14 protein-coding genes are annotated in these 15,197 nt (G+C 69.8%); 2 read left to right on the top strand and 12 right to left on the bottom strand.

Annotation, left to right across the window (positions count from 1 at the left end; genetic code table 11):
- Positions 1–514: 514 nt before the first annotated feature.
- Both HD594_RS17785 and HD594_RS01510 read left to right on the top strand, forming a co-directional pair.
- Positions 515–3,583: an AAA family ATPase gene (locus HD594_RS17785; RefSeq protein ID WP_271171241.1), complete on the top strand. Its 3,069-nt coding sequence runs from the start codon at positions 515–517 to the stop codon at positions 3,581–3,583.
- 90 nt (positions 3,584–3,673) lie between these two features.
- Positions 3,674–3,898 carry a hypothetical protein gene (locus HD594_RS01510; RefSeq protein ID WP_246413808.1) on the top strand — a complete coding sequence of 75 codons (225 nt, stop codon included), beginning with the start codon at positions 3,674–3,676 and terminating at the stop codon, positions 3,896–3,898.
- 31 nt (positions 3,899–3,929) lie between these two features.
- On the opposite strand, the gene HD594_RS01505 is transcribed toward HD594_RS01510, so the two are convergent.
- The 12 genes from HD594_RS01505 to HD594_RS01450 all read right to left on the bottom strand — a co-directional run bounded on the left by HD594_RS01505 (position 3,930) and on the right by HD594_RS01450 (position 15,132).
- Positions 3,930–4,145 (bottom strand): hypothetical protein, encoded by a 216-nt coding sequence (locus HD594_RS01505; RefSeq protein WP_184749257.1) that lies wholly within the window; start codon positions 4,143–4,145, stop codon positions 3,930–3,932.
- Positions 4,146–4,357: 212 nt separating this feature from the next.
- Entirely contained in the window at positions 4,358–4,798 is a 441-nt protein-coding gene (locus tag HD594_RS01500) for a single-stranded DNA-binding protein (RefSeq protein WP_184749256.1), read from the bottom strand.
- A gap of 41 nt (positions 4,799–4,839) precedes the next feature.
- Positions 4,840–5,328, bottom strand: coding sequence for a hypothetical protein (locus tag HD594_RS01495; protein ID WP_184749255.1), 489 nt, complete (start codon positions 5,326–5,328; stop codon positions 4,840–4,842).
- Complete coding sequence (locus HD594_RS01490; protein WP_184749254.1) at positions 5,325–5,717, bottom strand: hypothetical protein; 393 nt, start codon at positions 5,715–5,717, stop codon at positions 5,325–5,327. The genes HD594_RS01495 and HD594_RS01490 overlap by 4 nt, the downstream gene beginning before the upstream one ends.
- On the bottom strand, positions 5,714–7,525 hold the full coding sequence (locus HD594_RS01485) for a type IV secretory system conjugative DNA transfer family protein (RefSeq protein ID WP_184749253.1): 1,812 nt from the start codon (positions 7,523–7,525) through the stop codon (positions 5,714–5,716). Before HD594_RS01485 ends, HD594_RS01490 begins: the two co-directional genes overlap by 4 nt.
- Positions 7,522–8,832, bottom strand: a complete 1,311-nt coding sequence (locus HD594_RS01480) for a nucleotide-binding protein (protein WP_184749252.1) — start codon at positions 8,830–8,832, stop codon at positions 7,522–7,524. Before HD594_RS01480 ends, HD594_RS01485 begins: the two co-directional genes overlap by 4 nt.
- On the bottom strand, positions 8,832–10,433 hold the full coding sequence (locus tag HD594_RS01475; RefSeq protein ID WP_184749251.1) for a hypothetical protein: 1,602 nt from the start codon (positions 10,431–10,433) through the stop codon (positions 8,832–8,834). Before HD594_RS01475 ends, HD594_RS01480 begins: the two co-directional genes overlap by 1 nt.
- Positions 10,433–11,926, bottom strand: coding sequence for an SCO6880 family protein (locus tag HD594_RS01470; RefSeq protein WP_184749250.1), 1,494 nt, complete (start codon positions 11,924–11,926; stop codon positions 10,433–10,435). Before HD594_RS01470 ends, HD594_RS01475 begins: the two co-directional genes overlap by 1 nt.
- A complete protein-coding gene (locus tag HD594_RS01465) occupies positions 11,923–13,455 on the bottom strand; it encodes a hypothetical protein (protein WP_184749249.1) in 1,533 nt (510 codons plus the stop codon). The genes HD594_RS01470 and HD594_RS01465 overlap by 4 nt, the downstream gene beginning before the upstream one ends.
- Positions 13,455–13,754 carry a hypothetical protein gene (locus HD594_RS01460; protein WP_184749248.1) on the bottom strand — a complete coding sequence of 100 codons (300 nt, stop codon included), beginning with the start codon at positions 13,752–13,754 and terminating at the stop codon, positions 13,455–13,457. The genes HD594_RS01465 and HD594_RS01460 overlap by 1 nt, the downstream gene beginning before the upstream one ends.
- 23 nt (positions 13,755–13,777) lie before the next feature.
- On the bottom strand, positions 13,778–14,401 hold the full coding sequence (locus HD594_RS01455) for a M23 family metallopeptidase (RefSeq protein ID WP_184749247.1): 624 nt from the start codon (positions 14,399–14,401) through the stop codon (positions 13,778–13,780).
- Positions 14,401–15,132: a hypothetical protein gene (locus tag HD594_RS01450; RefSeq protein ID WP_184749246.1), complete on the bottom strand. Its 732-nt coding sequence runs from the start codon at positions 15,130–15,132 to the stop codon at positions 14,401–14,403. The genes HD594_RS01455 and HD594_RS01450 overlap by 1 nt, the downstream gene beginning before the upstream one ends.
- Between the last annotated feature and the right edge of the window lie 65 nt (positions 15,133–15,197).

Below are 15,197 nucleotides of genomic sequence, written 5' to 3'. Positions count from 1 at the left end.
AGACGACCGGGCCATTCCAGGGCTGCCGACCGATGACCGGTCGCCCACCGCACGTATTCCGGTCGCTCCCTCAATGCGCTGGGCACACGTTGCGTCGCCGAAGGCATCCCCGAAGCCTTCGGCGAGCGCGGCGGGACGCGCGGTTGACGTGGGAGTGACACTGGCTCACTGACCAACTCGACTGTGTTACTTGAGCACCGCTTGCCGCGTCCGGCCGCCTCGCCGCGAAACGGGATTCCAGCGAGCATTGCGTCTCGCAAGACCAGTGCCGGCGGACTCGCCAGGCCGCAAGTCCCTCGGACAGGCACCAAGAAAAGCAATCCACGAAGAGCAATCCACGAAGAGGCAATGCACGCAGGCACTTCATGTGGAATGCGTATCGACTTCAGCAATTAACGCGTAGCCTGGGCTCGTGCGCGGGGGGCTCGAGCGGTGGAAGCGGGGTGTCGGATCCCAGGGGGTTCGACAGGCGCTCGCCTACGCGTTCCAGGCTTCATGCGATTCACATGTACGCGTGGCGTCTGGTGTCGATGCGCTCGCCGAGTATGGAGACGCCGGCACCGGTGTGACCCGCTTCACGGTCGAAGGTGGGGTGATCGCGACCGATGTGCTCGATGAGGACGAGCTTCGCCTGTGGGTGGATGGGCGGGACCCGCGGACGGGGGAGCGGCGTGGTCGTGCTCTGGAGTCGCCTGACGCCGACCTGATCCTCGATGGCACGATCAACGCGCCCAAGTCTTACAGCATCGCCGTGCTCATCAACCCCGACCTCGCGCAGGAGTTCGAGGCGCTGCAGGATCGCCTGCGCGACCGCGTGATTGTGCTGTGGCAGCAGGAGTTGAATGCCCGCCGCGGTGCCGGCGGTCGCATCCGTGAAGCGCTGCAGCGGGTCGAGGTCGTCGAGTTGAAGCACCGGCGGTCACGGGCGCTGGACCCGCACATCCATCGGCATCTGTGGCTGAACGTGAAGGTCCTCGGTGAGGACGGCAAGTGGTCGAACGTCGACTCGCGCGTCGCGATGAAGCTCCACACCGTCGTCAACGCCGAGGGCGAGCTCGCCGCGCGCACAGACCCGGAGTGGATCGCAGCGCTCGCCCGGAACGGATACACGCTCGACCAGGACGGAGAGATCGCCGAACTCGCGGCCGCGGTTCGACCGCTGTCTCGCCGGTCCAACCAGATCGAACGGAACCGTGCCGTCCTCCTCGCCCGGTGGCGAGACGAGCACCCCGGCCAGGAACCCAGCGCCGACGTGGTCCAGCAAATCGACCGCAGGGCCTGGGCGACGGGACGCCCGAACAAGCCCGGTCAGGTCGACGAGGCGGCCTGGGAGGAACTCATCCGCGATGAGCTCATGGCGGTCGACTCGCGCATCGCTGACCTCCGCGGTGCGGTTGCCCCGGCGAGTGTGGCGATGGACGACCTCGACCTCGAGTTACTCGCCGCGCGAGCCATCGTCGAAGCCGACGCCCGCTCCACCCCGTACGGCGGGCGGTTCAGCGGCCTCGACATCCGCGCGGGCGCGATGCGCGCGCTCGCCGCATCCGGGGTCGCTCACCAGCGCACCGGATTGCAGGCGACGATCGACAGGGTCATCAGCCTCGCTTCTCTTCATGTCGTTGACCTGCTCGCCGACGAAGGTGAGCGCCCGGATCACATCAAGGGGTACATGGCCGAGGCCACTGCGGCGCTGAAGGTCGAGCTCGCCGATCGCTTCGATTCCCTCGCCCGCGCTGGCGCCCGGGTCGACCAGGAGCGGGTATCCGCGATCGCGGCCGGAACCTTGGCTGACGGCATCCGCCTCGACGACCGGCAGATCGCCGCTGCGGCCGCGATCGCCGGCTCCGATCGGCTGGTGTCCATCACCGGACCGGCGGGTGCGGGCAAGACGACGATGCTGCGGGTCGCGAACATCGCGCTCGCGCACCGCGGCCAGCGGATGCTGGTGGTCGCGCCCACGAAGAAGGCCGCCTCGGTCGCGGGACGCGAACTCGGCACAACCGCTTCGAGCGTGCACGCCCTCCTTGCCGACTACGGCTGGCGGTGGTCCCGCGACGACGCCGGCGCCGAGCAGTGGGCGCAACTCCGCCCCGGCGGCACGGACCCAGCCACCGGCATCGTCTACGAGGGACCGCGCCGGTTCTCGATCACCGCCGGCGACCGGATCGTCGTCGACGAAGCCGGCATGGTCGACCTCCACACCGCCAACGCCCTCGCCTCAGTCGCGGCGCAGACCGGGGCCGGGGTCGCGATGGTCGGCGACCACCTGCAGGCGATGCCAGTCGGTCACTCCGGCGCGATGGCCTGCATGGCCCGACGCAGCACCGCGGTCATCGAACTCACCGCCGTGCACCGGTTCCGCGACCCCGACTATGCGGAACTGACCCTGCGCATGCGGGAGCCCGCATCGAAGGATGCGGCGCTCGCCGTCGCCGCGGAACTCGACGCGCGAGGCCAGATTCATCGTGTAGCCGACCAGGTCCAGGCGCGGGACGTCATGGTCGAGTCCTACTTCCGGTGGGCGACCGGCAACAGGAGAGTCGCGCTCGTGACCAGCACGAACGAGGAAGCGGATGCGATCAACGAGGCGATCCAGCAGCGCCGCATCGACACCGGTCAGCTCGCACAGTCACGGATCGCGATCGGGCAGAGTGAGCAGCGGATCCTTGAAGGAGACATCGTGCAGACCCGTCGCAACGACCGTCACGCCGACGTCGAGAACCGCGCCGTATGGACGATTCGCCGCATCACGGCGGACCGGGTGGAGTTGGCGAGCGTCGGCGACAGCGGCGATCTCCGAATGGTGAGCCACGAGTACGCTGCCGCGCACGTTCACCTTGCGTACGCCTCCACGGTCCACGGCATCCAGGGAGAGACCACGGATGCCTCGGTCGTCGGTCCCGGGGTGGACGCGTCCGGCCTGTACGTCGGCATGACCCGCGGTCGCTCCCACAACGAGGCCATCGCGCTCGCGCGCACCGACGGCGCCGCTCGCGAGGCGATCGCCGACAGCATGCTGCGCGGCATCCCCGAGGTCAGCATCGACGACTCGATCCGCGCCGCCCGCACGGAGCTGGGCCGCGCCGCCCGGGCTCCGCTGGCGGACGAGGCGGGGACGCCCGCGCCGTGGAATGACCGGTCCCGGCGCCCGTATGGTGCGGACGCGGATCTGGCGCGCACGCTCGGCATGGCCCGCGAACGCGAGCGGGATGCCCGCGAGCGTTGGGAGCGCGCGAGCGACTGGATGCACGGGGCCAAACGGACACTGATGGACCTCGATGCCGACGCGTGCCGCCGGGCCGCGAACACCCACGCCCGCACCGAACGAGCAGCCGAGGACTCGGGTGACCACGAGGCCGCGACGCGGCTCTCCAACCGGTACGCGGCACGGTCCGCGGACCTGCTCGAACTCGAGCAGGAGCACCTCTCGCTCGCCCGAGTGCTCGACGAGCTCGAGTCTGAACTCGCGATCCGCGCGGCGCTCCCCGCCGACGCCCGCAGACGTGAGGAGCGCGACCGGGGAGCTTCCGAAGCCGTCCGAGTGCCGGTTCCGACCACCCCAGAACGCGGGATCAGTCGCTAGCGGTGAGTGCTCAGCACTCGTAGACGAATGGGAACATTAGTTCTACAGTGGTAAGCCATGAGCGAGGCTACTGTAGAACATGATGTGACCATGTGGATGGTCGATGAGGTGCCTGCCCGGATGTTCTACGCCGGTCGACGCTGGCGGGTCACCGACATGCCGACGAGGTTGCGGGGATCCATCTGGGAGGCATCCGTCGGTTCCGGCGGTCTGTATGGGTGGCGATTCCAGGCCACGGATGCCGAGGGTGAGTCGTTCGTGTTCGACGTCTACAAGACCGAAGAGGACTGGCATGTGCACCGCGCCTACCCGTAGGAGCATGCGCAGATGAAGCGGCTCCGCTATGTCAGGAGGCGGAGGAGCGAGCGTCGTCGTGACTGGTGTCCATCGCGGTCGACTGCAGGTGCATGAGGGCAGCCGCATCGCGGAGCGCGCCGAGCGGGGTCTCGACCGGTGCGTAGTGGTGCGTGAAACCGTTCTCGTCGACCACAGTCAGGGTCGCCAGGACGTATCCGCGGCGGGGCAGTTTGGCGACGACGCGGGGCAGGCGGGCAGACTTCATGGCCATCAACGTAGCGGCATGCCCGGACACCGGGGCGCGAGCGACACTCGGCGAGCGAGCCTGCCTGGCGGCGGGGTGACGCCAGACCGAGTAGAGGCTGGTCGCCTGCCCGCCCCGCGCTGAGCCGAAGCGCCAGGCCGACGGGGATAGGTCTCATACACGGCGGTGCGGCGGGAGTACGATGTCTCCCGCCGCACCTGTTGCGAGATGGGTCAGCGGCTGATCCCGGCACTGGCGTACGAGGCCGGTGCTACTGAAGGCCCCGTTGCAGCGGGGCCTTCAGCTTTTGGGGTGCGCTCGATCTGGACGCGCGCGAACCGCATGGACGCGCCGACGTTGTCGGCGACGATGTCGCGGGTCTCGCGGGTCTGTCCGGTCTCCTTGTCGGTGTAGGTCCCGAACCGCAGATCGCCAGCCACGATCACGTTGTCGCCCTTGCGGAGCGACTCGGCGAGGTTGCGGGCCTGCTGGTTGAACACGACGACCCGGTGGAACACGGTGCCGGCGTCCTCCCACCGGCCGGTGGACTCGTTGAGCCTGCGGTCGTTGACGGCGACAGTGAACCTCGCGTATTCGTTGCCGGACTCGCCGGCGCCGTGCTCGGGGTCACCGGTGAGGTTGCCCTCGATGGTGACGGGGATTCTGGTGGTCATCCTTCTTCCTCTCTATTGGGGAGTCACCCCGGGTGGGTGTCTCAGCGGGCGTGGGCCTTGCTGGTCCACGCGTTCCAGTCCTGCTCGTCGGTCGTGCCGACCCATGAGCGGGGGACGTGGTCTCTGTGCCCGTCGGTGCATCCGCCGGCGTATGCGCGGGTGAGGCGGGGCATGGCCTGCGCGAGGCGTTCGTGCCAGCCGAGCGGCCCGTACCCGGCGTCGCGCTCGTCGAACGCGGCGATGTGTGCGGAGTGCAGGGCGGAGAGCTCTTCGACGAGCTGCCCGTGCTTGTACCAGCAGGGAGGGATGGTGGTCTGCGATACCCGGTAGCGAACCGCGAACCACTCCACCCACCGGCGCAGCGCCTCCCATCGGGCTGCGGCGTCGCTGTCGGGAAGGTCACGCCAGCTGACGACGTTCCCGCCGATCGGCCCGGAGCTGCCGTCCCGCGATGGGGGAGGCGGTGGGCCGAACGCACCCATCTCGGCGCCGAGCATGGCTTCGGGATCGGGCTTGCCGGGATTGGTCATGGCGCCTCCTTCGCGGCGTTCAGCTTGTACCGCAGCGTCTCGAGGGCGATCGCGGATGCGTCGCGCCTGGTGCGGTGACGGGCGAGCACCTCGTCGCGTTCGATCAGCCGGTGCAGCAGGTCGTGGCAGTACGGATGCATCGGCACCAGGTCGGCATGAGGTTCCCGCGCCTTCCACCTGCCGTCCTCGAGGACCACCCGGTCGTAGTCGAGATGGTGAAGCTCAAGGTCGGACTTCACCGCGCCTTGCCCACACGCGGCGCATGCGAGCGCGGCGCCGGTCGCTGCCTGCTCGCGGAACCACCGGTCGCGGCGCGCGAACCAGACCCGGGAGCGGAGGTACTCCGACCGGTAGAGGTTCAGAATCCACGAACGGCGTGCGTTGCTCATTCCTCGGTCGCCTCCTCCACCAGCCGCGGTGTCGGCGCCGGCTGGAAGCCTGCGCGGAATACGTCGCGCTGCTCGCGCTCCACGTCGCGTTTGCCTGTGACGATGTGGCGGGCGTCGCGGCGCTCGTCCCAGCCGGCGAGGTCGAGGAGCACGCCGCGGCGGTTGCGGTAGGCGAGCAGTCCCAGACTCTGCGGCATCCGCCTGATCTCGTCGACCGACATCAGCGGGCGACGTTCGTGCTGTTCGCTGGTGCTGTGCCCGACGTGCTGATTCGACCAGGACCGTTGGGTGCGGCGGGTGTCGCGGTACCCGAGCAGCGTCTCGACGTCGCGCAGATGGCCGACGTGGCTGGCGCCGCCGAGCAGGACCTTCGCGGTCGCGGCGGCCCAGATGGTGTCGGCCTCTGCGCGTGACCAGGACGTCTCGGCCTGCGAGAGGGCCTGCAGGACGACGAAGGTGCAGATGCCGCGGCCGCCGCCGTCGGCCATGATGCGGGGGAGGTTGCCCCATCGGAACATGTTGGCGATCTCGTCGAGGATGAGCCCGAGGGGCTGGGCGAGTCGGGAGCCGGGGGAGGCGAGGGCGCGGTTGCGGGCGACTTCGACGATGTCGTCGAGCACGGCGCTCAGCCATCCGCCCATCGCCGCCGCCCCCGACGACGACCCGATCAGATACAGGGTGTTCGCACCGTCGAGGAACTGCTCGGGGTCGAAGGCGGGGTCGCCGGGCCGGGGCATGAGGGCGTCGCGGATCTGCGGGACCGCGAGCGGTGCGACGGCGCCCTGCACGCCGAACCAGATGGAGGAGACGATCTTCTCGTCGCCGGTGATGGTCGCTTCGAGGTTGTCGCCCCAACCGGGCGTGCCGGCGGCGTTGAGGATGTCGACGGCGTCGCGGGCCTGCCCGGGGCTGGTGCCCCACGCGTACACACTGTCGATCGACCGGTTGCCGACCGCGGCGGCGTGCAGCAGCCGTCCGAGGACGACACCGGACGCCTGCGCCCACTCCGCGTTCGCGGTGGACGCGCCCAGGGCGGTACCGGTGATGATCGCGTTGCCGCGCTGCATCGCGACCAGCGGGTCCTCGCAGCCGGCGATCGGGTTGATCCGCAGCGGGTGCCGGATGCCGGACAGCCCTTGCGGGTCGAACACGTGCACGTCGCCGCGGGTCTGCCGCATCCGCATGGTCGCGGTCAGGTTGTCGTTCGTGGTCGACGTGGTGATCAGCGGCCCGGACCAGTCGAGGATCGCGGAGATCAGCACCCGGTACCCCTTCCCGGAGCGGGGCGGGCCCTCGAGGGCGACGGAGTCCTCGATTGACACGTACACGTCGGTGCCGCGCGCCTTCCCGACCCTCCACCCCACATCCGTCGGCGTGGGTCGGGCGAGGTTAGGGCGCAGCTGCGCCGCACGGCCGAGCACCGCCCTGGCGGAGAGGTGGTCGCGGATCTCGGATGCCGGTGCGAACCCGGGTCGGGTGCGCAGGTCGGACAGGAACGCCTGGTCCGACTGCCGGTACCGGTTCACCGCCCACACCAACCACACCACCCCGGCGGCGACCAGCGCCACGACGGCGGCATCGACGATCCGGATCGGCAGCACCGGGAGGGAGCATCCGGCGGGGGCGGTGTACGCGGCGGGGTCGCCGGTGACGGCGAGCCACAGCCCCGAGAACAGGTTCACCGCCGTAGGCCGCGCCCCGCAGACGAGGCTGGTGATGGTCTCGGCGATGAACCCGAACAGCAATGACAGCACGACGGCGCACGCGATGAGGATCGCAACGCCCTTGCCGAGCAGCCCCTCGTTCACGTCGCGTCTCCTCCGAGCTGCTTCGCTGCGGACGCCGCCGCGGCCACCCATGCGTCCCTGGTGGCGGGGCGGAGCGCATCGAACCTCAACGGCCCGGACTTGAGTGCGGGGTCGTAGGGGACGATCCGCACCGCCCGCACGTGCCCGCTGAACCCGGCCGCGATCTGCTGTGCCGTCATCGCGGCGGAGGGTTCGGATTCGGTGACGATCACGACCGCGTTGTCGGCGAGCAGCCTCGACCGGGGGTCACGGGCGCGGAGCGCATCCAGCAGCAGCGCGGCGGATTCTGCGGACTCGGGTGTGGCGATGGTGGGAATGACGAGCTGGTACGACATGTCGATCATCCGCAGCCACCGTTCAGCGGATTCGTCGTTGCCGGAGTCGAAGATCACCAGCCGGTAGTAGCGGGCAGCGACCTGCATCAGCCGGTCGAACTCGGCGGTCGCGATGCGCTGGTCGGTGGCGAGCAGTTCGGGGTTGGAGCGGAGCACGTCGTACCGGTCGGCGGACTGGTGGTGCACGAACTGGCTGATGTCGGCGATGCCCGCGGTCGGGGCGAGGAGCCTTCCGGCGGCGGGGAGCAGGTCGCGGACGGTGGTGTCGTACAGTCCCTGTTCGGTGCGCCATCCGAGGGTGCCGCGGGTGTCGTTGTTGTCCCACGCGAGCACATTCCCGCCTCCTTCTCGCGCGTACACGGCGGCGAGCATCGCGGTGGTCATGGTCTTCCCGACCCCGCCTTTGCCGTTCGCGACCGCGACTGTCCGCCAGCCCGCCCAGTGCCGCGACACGATCGCGACGTGTTCGGCGTGCGCTCGCTCGCGCGCCGACGGCTTCCGCAAGCGGCCAAACACGCCCCGTGCCGTGGGCTGATCACCGCGCGCGGGGGTGAGGAAGGTGGGACGCGCCCGTCCAGACTCCGCAGCCGGCGCGGCCGGAGCGCGGGCCGCGCCGGTCTGCGGAGCCTGCTCTCTCACCTCCTCTCCACGAAGCTCCCGTGCCGGTCGGTCATCCGCGGGGGGCTCCACCGTGACCGTGTGGATCTGCGGCTCGGCGGGATCGCCAACGGCGTCGAGGGTGCCGTCGGCGCCGACGACGAGCCGGTGCTCGCCCCGGTCGCCCGACGTGTAGAGCACGACCCGGGCGCCGGTGCGGCGTGCTTCCTGGTGGGCGCGGCGGACGATCGCCTGCCGGATGTCCTCACCGGTATCGGGAAGCACCGGCTCCCTGCGGCCATCGACGGCGACGAAGGTCGCGGCGTTGCCGGTGACGGTGGCGTACGCGCGGAGTGTCGTGGCGGTGGGGGTCATCACTGCTCCTTCGGACCGGTGTTCGGAGTGAGCCAGCCTTCGAGACTGGTGTCGGGGGCGAGCGTGTCGGGCCAGTAGCTGTCGAGCTCGCCCGTGTCGATGACTCGCAGCTGTGCGTCGTCCTGGTCGGCGGGGGCGACGGCGTCGTCGGTCTTGAACAGCTCGAACTCCCATGGCGTCGAGGTCGCGAAGCAGTCGACGAGGTACGAGTACTGGCCGACGTATGCGATGAACTCGCCCTTGCGAAGCTGCCTCGCCATCTCCACGTGCGGTGCGGGCAGGTTGAGTCGCTGCCGCAGCGCGGTCTGCTCCTGCTGGTTGACCCGGAATACGAACTTGTTCTCGATGTCCCCGACGATCGAGTACGCCAGCGAGCGCTCCAGAGAGTCGGCGTCGCCGACGGCATCCAGGTCCCCCATCTTGTGGAGGATCACGATGTTGCTGATCCCGTAGTGGCGCGACAGCTTCAGCCACTGCTGGAACATCTGCAGGCTGGCGAGCGACGTCATGTCCCGCCAGCCCTCTTCGCGGACCACGTAGCGGGTGCGCTTGGCAGCGCGGTCGGCGATGACCGCCTGAATCCACGCGGTCGAGCACACCTGCGTGAGCTGCGCAGCGAGATCCCCCCGCGCGAACAGCTCCGACGTGTCGGTGACCACGATCGGAGCATCCTGGTCGAAGGTGACGGTGGACTCGTCCTCGAACAGACCCGACAGGTCGCCTTCGACGAACCGGCGCAGAACGAACCGGGGCTGCACGGCACCTTCGGCGGCGCGGAAGGCGGCATCCGTCTCTCCGGCGATGCGCCCGAGTTCTTCGTAGACACCGCGGAGGGTGGGCCGGTCGTGCGTACGGGCGATGCACCGGTCGAGGGCGTCGAGGATCGCGGCGTGCTCCACCGCGGTGAGACGGCCGCCGAGGGTCATCTCGATGATCGCGATCAGCGTGCCGATGCGCCGCTGCTTGACCATCTGCTCGTGCTGCTCATCGGTCGAGTCAGTTCGGCGCGGCCCCCGGTCCAGGGGGTTCAGACGGGCGCCGGTGCCGCCACCGAGACGGATGACCTTGCCGCCGGGGATCGCTTCGGCAACCGACACCCACTCGCCCTTCGGGTCCGACGGGACGACGACCTGGTGGCCGAATGCGATCGACCGGGTGGTGAGCGTCTTGATGGTGCCGGACTTGCCGGACCGATACGCGCCGAGCACCAGGATGTTCGTCGAGAACGTGCCGCGCTCGGAGGCGTCGATGTACGACTCCCAGGGGGAGAAGTGCCACAGCGCGTCGGCGTTCAGGTCGACCCCGATCACCGGGCCCCGGTGCCCGAGGCCGGAGTCGGCGACGAACGGGTAGATCCCTGCGATGTGCTGCGACGTCGCCTGATGTGGCGGGAGCGACGGCTTCGCAAGGTTCCAGTACCCGCCCTGGATGATCCCGGGACCGAACGGGCCGGCGACGGCCGGCTCGGGCAGTGACCGGTCGCGGCGGCTGGTGCGGGCGGGCGTGTCGTCGTGGACGAACCGTGCCGCTTCGCGCCGCACCTCCGCCTTCTCGGCGCGCGACAGGTTGCCCGGGGTGAATGTGTAGGAGCGGCGGGCCATCACTTCATCCCCAGCCCGATCGGCAGCGCGCTCACCATCAGCGCCTCCGCCTGCTGGCAGTAGAGCGTCTGCCCCTCCATTCCGGCGCGCGACAGGGCGTTGCGCATCCCCGCGACCGCCTGGTCGAGGTGCTCTTCATCGGGGGCGGACACGGTGAGGTAGGCGCCGTACCGGAACTCGCCGTGCCCGTTGGCGATCTCCTGCTCCTGCTGCTCGAGGGCACGCCAGTCCGCGGCATCCGCCGCCGACCCGTCGGCGCCGCGCTTGGCGCGCAGCTGCTCGTTGCCGCGCCACACCTTCTTCTCGTCGCGGATCCGCTTCAGCGCCTTCGCCACCGGCACCGGGGTCAGCACGATGGACAGGATGTGGGTGATGGCTTCGCCGGTGTGCGGATGCCGTGCGAACACGACCGGGGAGAGGAACCCGACGGGGGCGTCCGAGCGGGGCCACTCGTGCACCCACATCGTGGTGTGCACACCGGAGTCGGTGAGGACGATGCCGTTGCGGCCCTTCGGCTCCTCGAGGTACATCGGCCCGATCGCCACGGGGTCGACGCCGGCGAGCTCGTCGGGACGGTTCTGCACGGTCGCGGCGAACTCCGGGTCGAACGCCAGGCGTCCGAGGGCTGCGACGTCGCGTGGGGACAGCCACCGGCGCACGGTGATCTTGGCGGTGCTGAGCGCGTCGGCGAGGTTGCGGGCCTCGATCGCGGCGAGGGCAAGGATCGCATCCTTCCCTCCGCCGAGGGACTTCAGCTGCGCGCCGAGGTCGATCAGGTCGAGGGTGAAGGTGATGTAGTTGCGGTGCGCGACCTCGAACCGCTCGGAGCGGTCCATCACGTCGGCGTAGTTGATCGCGATCGGGGACGTCGTGTCGAGACCTCGGAGTCGCATCACCGTCTCGTAGTGCTCGCGGGCGGCGCGGATCGTGGTCGGCAGGGTCCGCTCCTGCAGAGTCACCCGCTTGATCCCGGGCCGCTGAGTGAGCGGGCCGAGGACCCGGTCGAACTGCGCGGCAAGGTCGTACCGCTCCGGGGTGTCGTGCATCAGGAACCCCTGCACCTCGAGCTCGGCGAGCACCGACACCGACCGGTCGTGCGGGTTGTACACCGCGGCGACACCGTCGACCTCCCACAGCTGGATCGACGCCCGCGTCCCCGGCAGGTTCAAGGTGCCCGCGAGCTCGGTGCGTTCGGGCCGGTAGACCGACTTGGTCGCGCCGGCGCCGTGCCGGACCTGCTTCATGAGCCACAGCCCCGCCATCTTCGGCGTCGACATCCCGTGGATGCTGGTGAGCGCCGTGACCCCGAACGCGAGATAGATCGGTGCCGCGTACAGCAGCCCGGGAGGACCGAACCGGTTCACCGCGATCAGGACCGTGAGCGCGGCGATCGCGAGGAACAGCAGCTGGAACGCATCCATGCCCATCGCGACGCCCTGGCGGGAGCGGCGGGCGAGGCGGACGGGACGGGCGAAGTCGGGTGCAGCGGTCATGAGGACGCCTTTCCGGGGGAGCGGCCCGCCGGCGCGGACGGAGACTGAGGCGGTGCGCCCGACGGGCGCGCGGGGGAGGAGGATGCCGCCGGGGCGGCGCCGGGACGAGGTGCTGGAGTCGACGGGGCCAGTGTCTGAGCCCCGGCCGGCCCGGGCCGGCGAGGCGACCCCGAGGGCGAGCCGCTCGGTGCACTGCCGCCGCGAGCGGGGCCGGTCGAGCCGCCCGGGCGGGCGCCACCGCCGGGGATGCTCGGCCCGCTGGGACCCACGCCCGACGGGCGGCCGCCCATCCGGGTCGGGATGCGCACCGCCGCACTCGCGGCGCCCGCCGTCATCCGTGCACCATGCGCGCCGAGCCGTGAGCCCACCCCGTCGGCAGCGACGGCTCCGACGAAGCTGAACAGCCCGAACACCGCGAACGGCGCGAACGCCACCAGCACAAGCCCGACCAGCAGCGGCCACGACTGCGGGTCCCAGATCGTCCTCACGCTCGCGAGCCCGTTGATGATCAGCGTGACGAACCCGATCGTCAGCGGGCCCGACAGCAGCAGGACGACGACGGCGGACACGTAGCGGACCACCCACTGAGGCCCGAGGCCCCGCACCGGGAACAGCATCCACGCGACCGGGCCGACCGCGATGAGGGCGGCGAGGGTGATGTTGCGGAACGCGAAGACGAGCATCAGCAGCAGCATCCCGATCATCAACAGGCCGTGGATGAGGAACGCGAAGAAGTAGTTCGCCTGCCCGCCCGCCCACATCACCGACTGCAGGGTCGAGAACAGGGTGAACGGGCCGTCGCGGTTCACGATGTACCAGGTCATGTCGTCGATGGCGTTCAGCAGGTGCCCGGTCAGCCACAGCGACAGCGGCACCGCGGGGATCGCGAGGAACGACCGGATCAGCGCCCCGACGAGCTCTTCGCGGTCGCCCGAGACCACGGCGGCGGCGACCGCCCACACCATCGCGCCGAACGTGATGATGAGGATCGCCCACTGCCAGAACGACCACTCATCGACCGCGGCATCCCACAGCAGTGTGCTCGTGTCGAACCGCATGTTGTCGGCGACGAGGAACATCATTGCCGTCGCCGACAGTGCCATCCCGCGGCCCGCGTTCTCGAAGGTCACGCACACGAGGTCGCCGAGGCTGCATCCGTACTCCACGATCAGCGGGGTGCCGCCCGCGTTCTGCAGTGCCTGCGCGTGCCCCTCGTACGTCGTGCACACCGTGTACGACTCGCCCGCGTACAGCACACCCATGAAGCACTTCTGCTCCGTCACGGACGCCGGATCCGACGGGGTGCACGTCACCTGCCCGCTCGAGGCCTGACACTCGACCGGGTAGGCCGGCGCCGACCACGGAGCGCCCGACACCGCCTCGGCCGGCGCGACCCGGACATCCGCGGGTTGTGTGGCCGACGCGGTGGTCACGGATGCGGGCGGGAGGGCGGATGCGGGGGCGAGGACGCTCAGCGCCAACCCGACGCCGAGCGCGGCGCCGAGGAGAGCAGCGAGCCGGGTGCGCATCAGAACCCGAAGTCGAAGTTCACGAACCAGGCGAACAGGCCCGACGCGGCACCGAGGACGGCGGCGGCGATGAAGATCCACAGGATGTTCTCGCCCGCCCAGGTGCGCACCCGGTCGGACGCGATCCCACGGAAGGCGAGGGCGGCGCCGGCGATGATCAGCATGATCAGTACTACGAGCATCGCGCCGGCGAGGATGTATGACGCGATGACCTGGAAGCCGGCGAAGAACGGGGCGGAGAAGTCCGGCTGGATGTCGGGGATCTCAACGTCGGTGGGGAGGGGGGAGATGGGGGACATGGTGCGCTCCTTGCTGTTGCTGATTACGTGAGGGGAAGACCGAGGGCTGACATGAACGGCTCCGGATCTACCGAAGTTCCGGACTTCAGGACTTCGAAGTGCAGGTGGCAGCCGAAGGACTTGCCCGTATTGCCTTCGGCGCCGACCGGGGTGCCCGCCGTGACCTGTTGGCCGACCACGACCCGAAGCGACCCCCACTGCATATGCCCGTAGAGAGTGACCAGGCCCTCGCCGTGGTCGATGCGGACGGCGTTGCCGTATCCCTGGTAGTTGCCCGCGGTGATCACCTCGCCAGGACCTGCGGCGTAGATCGTGCTTCCGCACCCCTGCGCCATGTCATAGCCCTGATGGTCGGTCGAGCAGTACGCGCATCCGGCGACGGGGTTGAACCCGAACCCGCGGCCCTTCGTGTAAGCGCCCGCGAGCGGGTACCCCCACTCTCCGGACGCGGCCGCGGCCCCAACCCCGGCTTCACCACTGGTGAGTTCAGTGCTGGTCTGGCTTCCGGCGACCGCGAGCGGGACTGCGATGAGCGGCGCGAGCACCGTCATCACCACGACGGCGATGACCGCGACGATCCCGATCGCGATCCTGCGGCCCGACTTGCTGTTGGCGAGGGCTGCGGCGGCGGCGACCGGGGCTCCCATCAGGGCTCCAACGACTCCGCGAACCAGCGGACCACCTTGCAGTCGCCCGCCTGCTGCGCCGTATCCGGCGTCGGCACCGACCCCGCACCGCACAGCACCTGCACACTCACCCGGACCGTCTCGTCATACGACCCCTCACCGCCGCTGCCATCCGACCGGGTGAACGTCAGCGTCACATCCGCGGTGCCGATCGACATGCCACCCGAAGAGTCCTCAGCCACCGGAACGAACGTCACATCGCCGTTCGTCGTCGCCACGACGCGGCCGTCCTCGGCGGCGAGCGAATCCCACTCCTGTTGCGGAAGAACAACCGCCTGCCGCAGCTCGAGCTGCGCCGCCTTCATCCGCGCCGCCTGATCCGCCTCGGGATACCGCGTGTCCGGCGTGAACCAGGTGTCGAGATGGCTCAGCCACTCATCCCGCGTGCCCTTGGTGGTGTCGAAAGTCGACGCCGACTCCAGCGCCGCGCGGATGTAGGTCTCGGCATCCGTTGTGATCGGCTCCGGCCGCCAGCCGCGCTCGGCGACCGCAGGGTCGACAGCGGCGTCGAGGTTCGCGGGCGGTGCGGGGGTCGAGGTGGGTGAGTCCGTCGGCGATGGCGTCGCGGGTGTGTCGGACTGGGGGAGCAGCCCGAGAAGGATGATCGCGACGACGCCGGCCACGAGGATCACCCCGCCCACCACGGCCCATACGAGGCCGCTCCGACCCCCAGACCACTGCGACTGCGTCATCGCCCGTCCTCCTGCTCCCTCGCAACGGCGACCGGAACCAGGGACGAGTACCCGGGGGGAGGCTG

Origin of the sequence: Microbacterium thalassium, from assembly GCF_014208045.1 — a bacterium.
Lineage (GTDB): Bacteria > Actinomycetota > Actinomycetes > Actinomycetales > Microbacteriaceae > Microbacterium > Microbacterium thalassium.
This window is presented reverse-complemented; position numbering and strand designations above follow the sequence as displayed.

Coding starts and splice junctions, on each gene's coding strand:
- HD594_RS01455 (WP_184749247.1), bottom strand. CDS start 14,401: ATGGGAGCCCCGGTCGCCGCCGCCGCAGCCCTCGCCAACAGCAAGTCG.
- HD594_RS01480 (WP_184749252.1), bottom strand. CDS start 8,832: ATGACCCCCACCGCCACGACACTCCGCGCGTACGCCACCGTCACCGGC.
- HD594_RS01505 (WP_184749257.1), bottom strand. CDS start 4,145: ATGAAGTCTGCCCGCCTGCCCCGCGTCGTCGCCAAACTGCCCCGCCGC.
- HD594_RS01475 (WP_184749251.1), bottom strand. CDS start 10,433: ATGGCCCGCCGCTCCTACACATTCACCCCGGGCAACCTGTCGCGCGCC.
- HD594_RS01495 (WP_184749255.1), bottom strand. CDS start 5,328: ATGACCAATCCCGGCAAGCCCGATCCCGAAGCCATGCTCGGCGCCGAG.
- HD594_RS01450 (WP_184749246.1), bottom strand. CDS start 15,132: ATGACGCAGTCGCAGTGGTCTGGGGGTCGGAGCGGCCTCGTATGGGCC.
- HD594_RS01500 (WP_184749256.1), bottom strand. CDS start 4,798: ATGACCACCAGAATCCCCGTCACCATCGAGGGCAACCTCACCGGTGAC.
- HD594_RS01465 (WP_184749249.1), bottom strand. CDS start 13,455: ATGCGCACCCGGCTCGCTGCTCTCCTCGGCGCCGCGCTCGGCGTCGGG.
- HD594_RS01470 (WP_184749250.1), bottom strand. CDS start 11,926: ATGACCGCTGCACCCGACTTCGCCCGTCCCGTCCGCCTCGCCCGCCGC.
- HD594_RS01510 (WP_246413808.1), top strand. CDS start 3,674: ATGTGGATGGTCGATGAGGTGCCTGCCCGGATGTTCTACGCCGGTCGA.
- HD594_RS01460 (WP_184749248.1), bottom strand. CDS start 13,754: ATGTCCCCCATCTCCCCCCTCCCCACCGACGTTGAGATCCCCGACATC.
- HD594_RS01490 (WP_184749254.1), bottom strand. CDS start 5,717: ATGAGCAACGCACGCCGTTCGTGGATTCTGAACCTCTACCGGTCGGAG.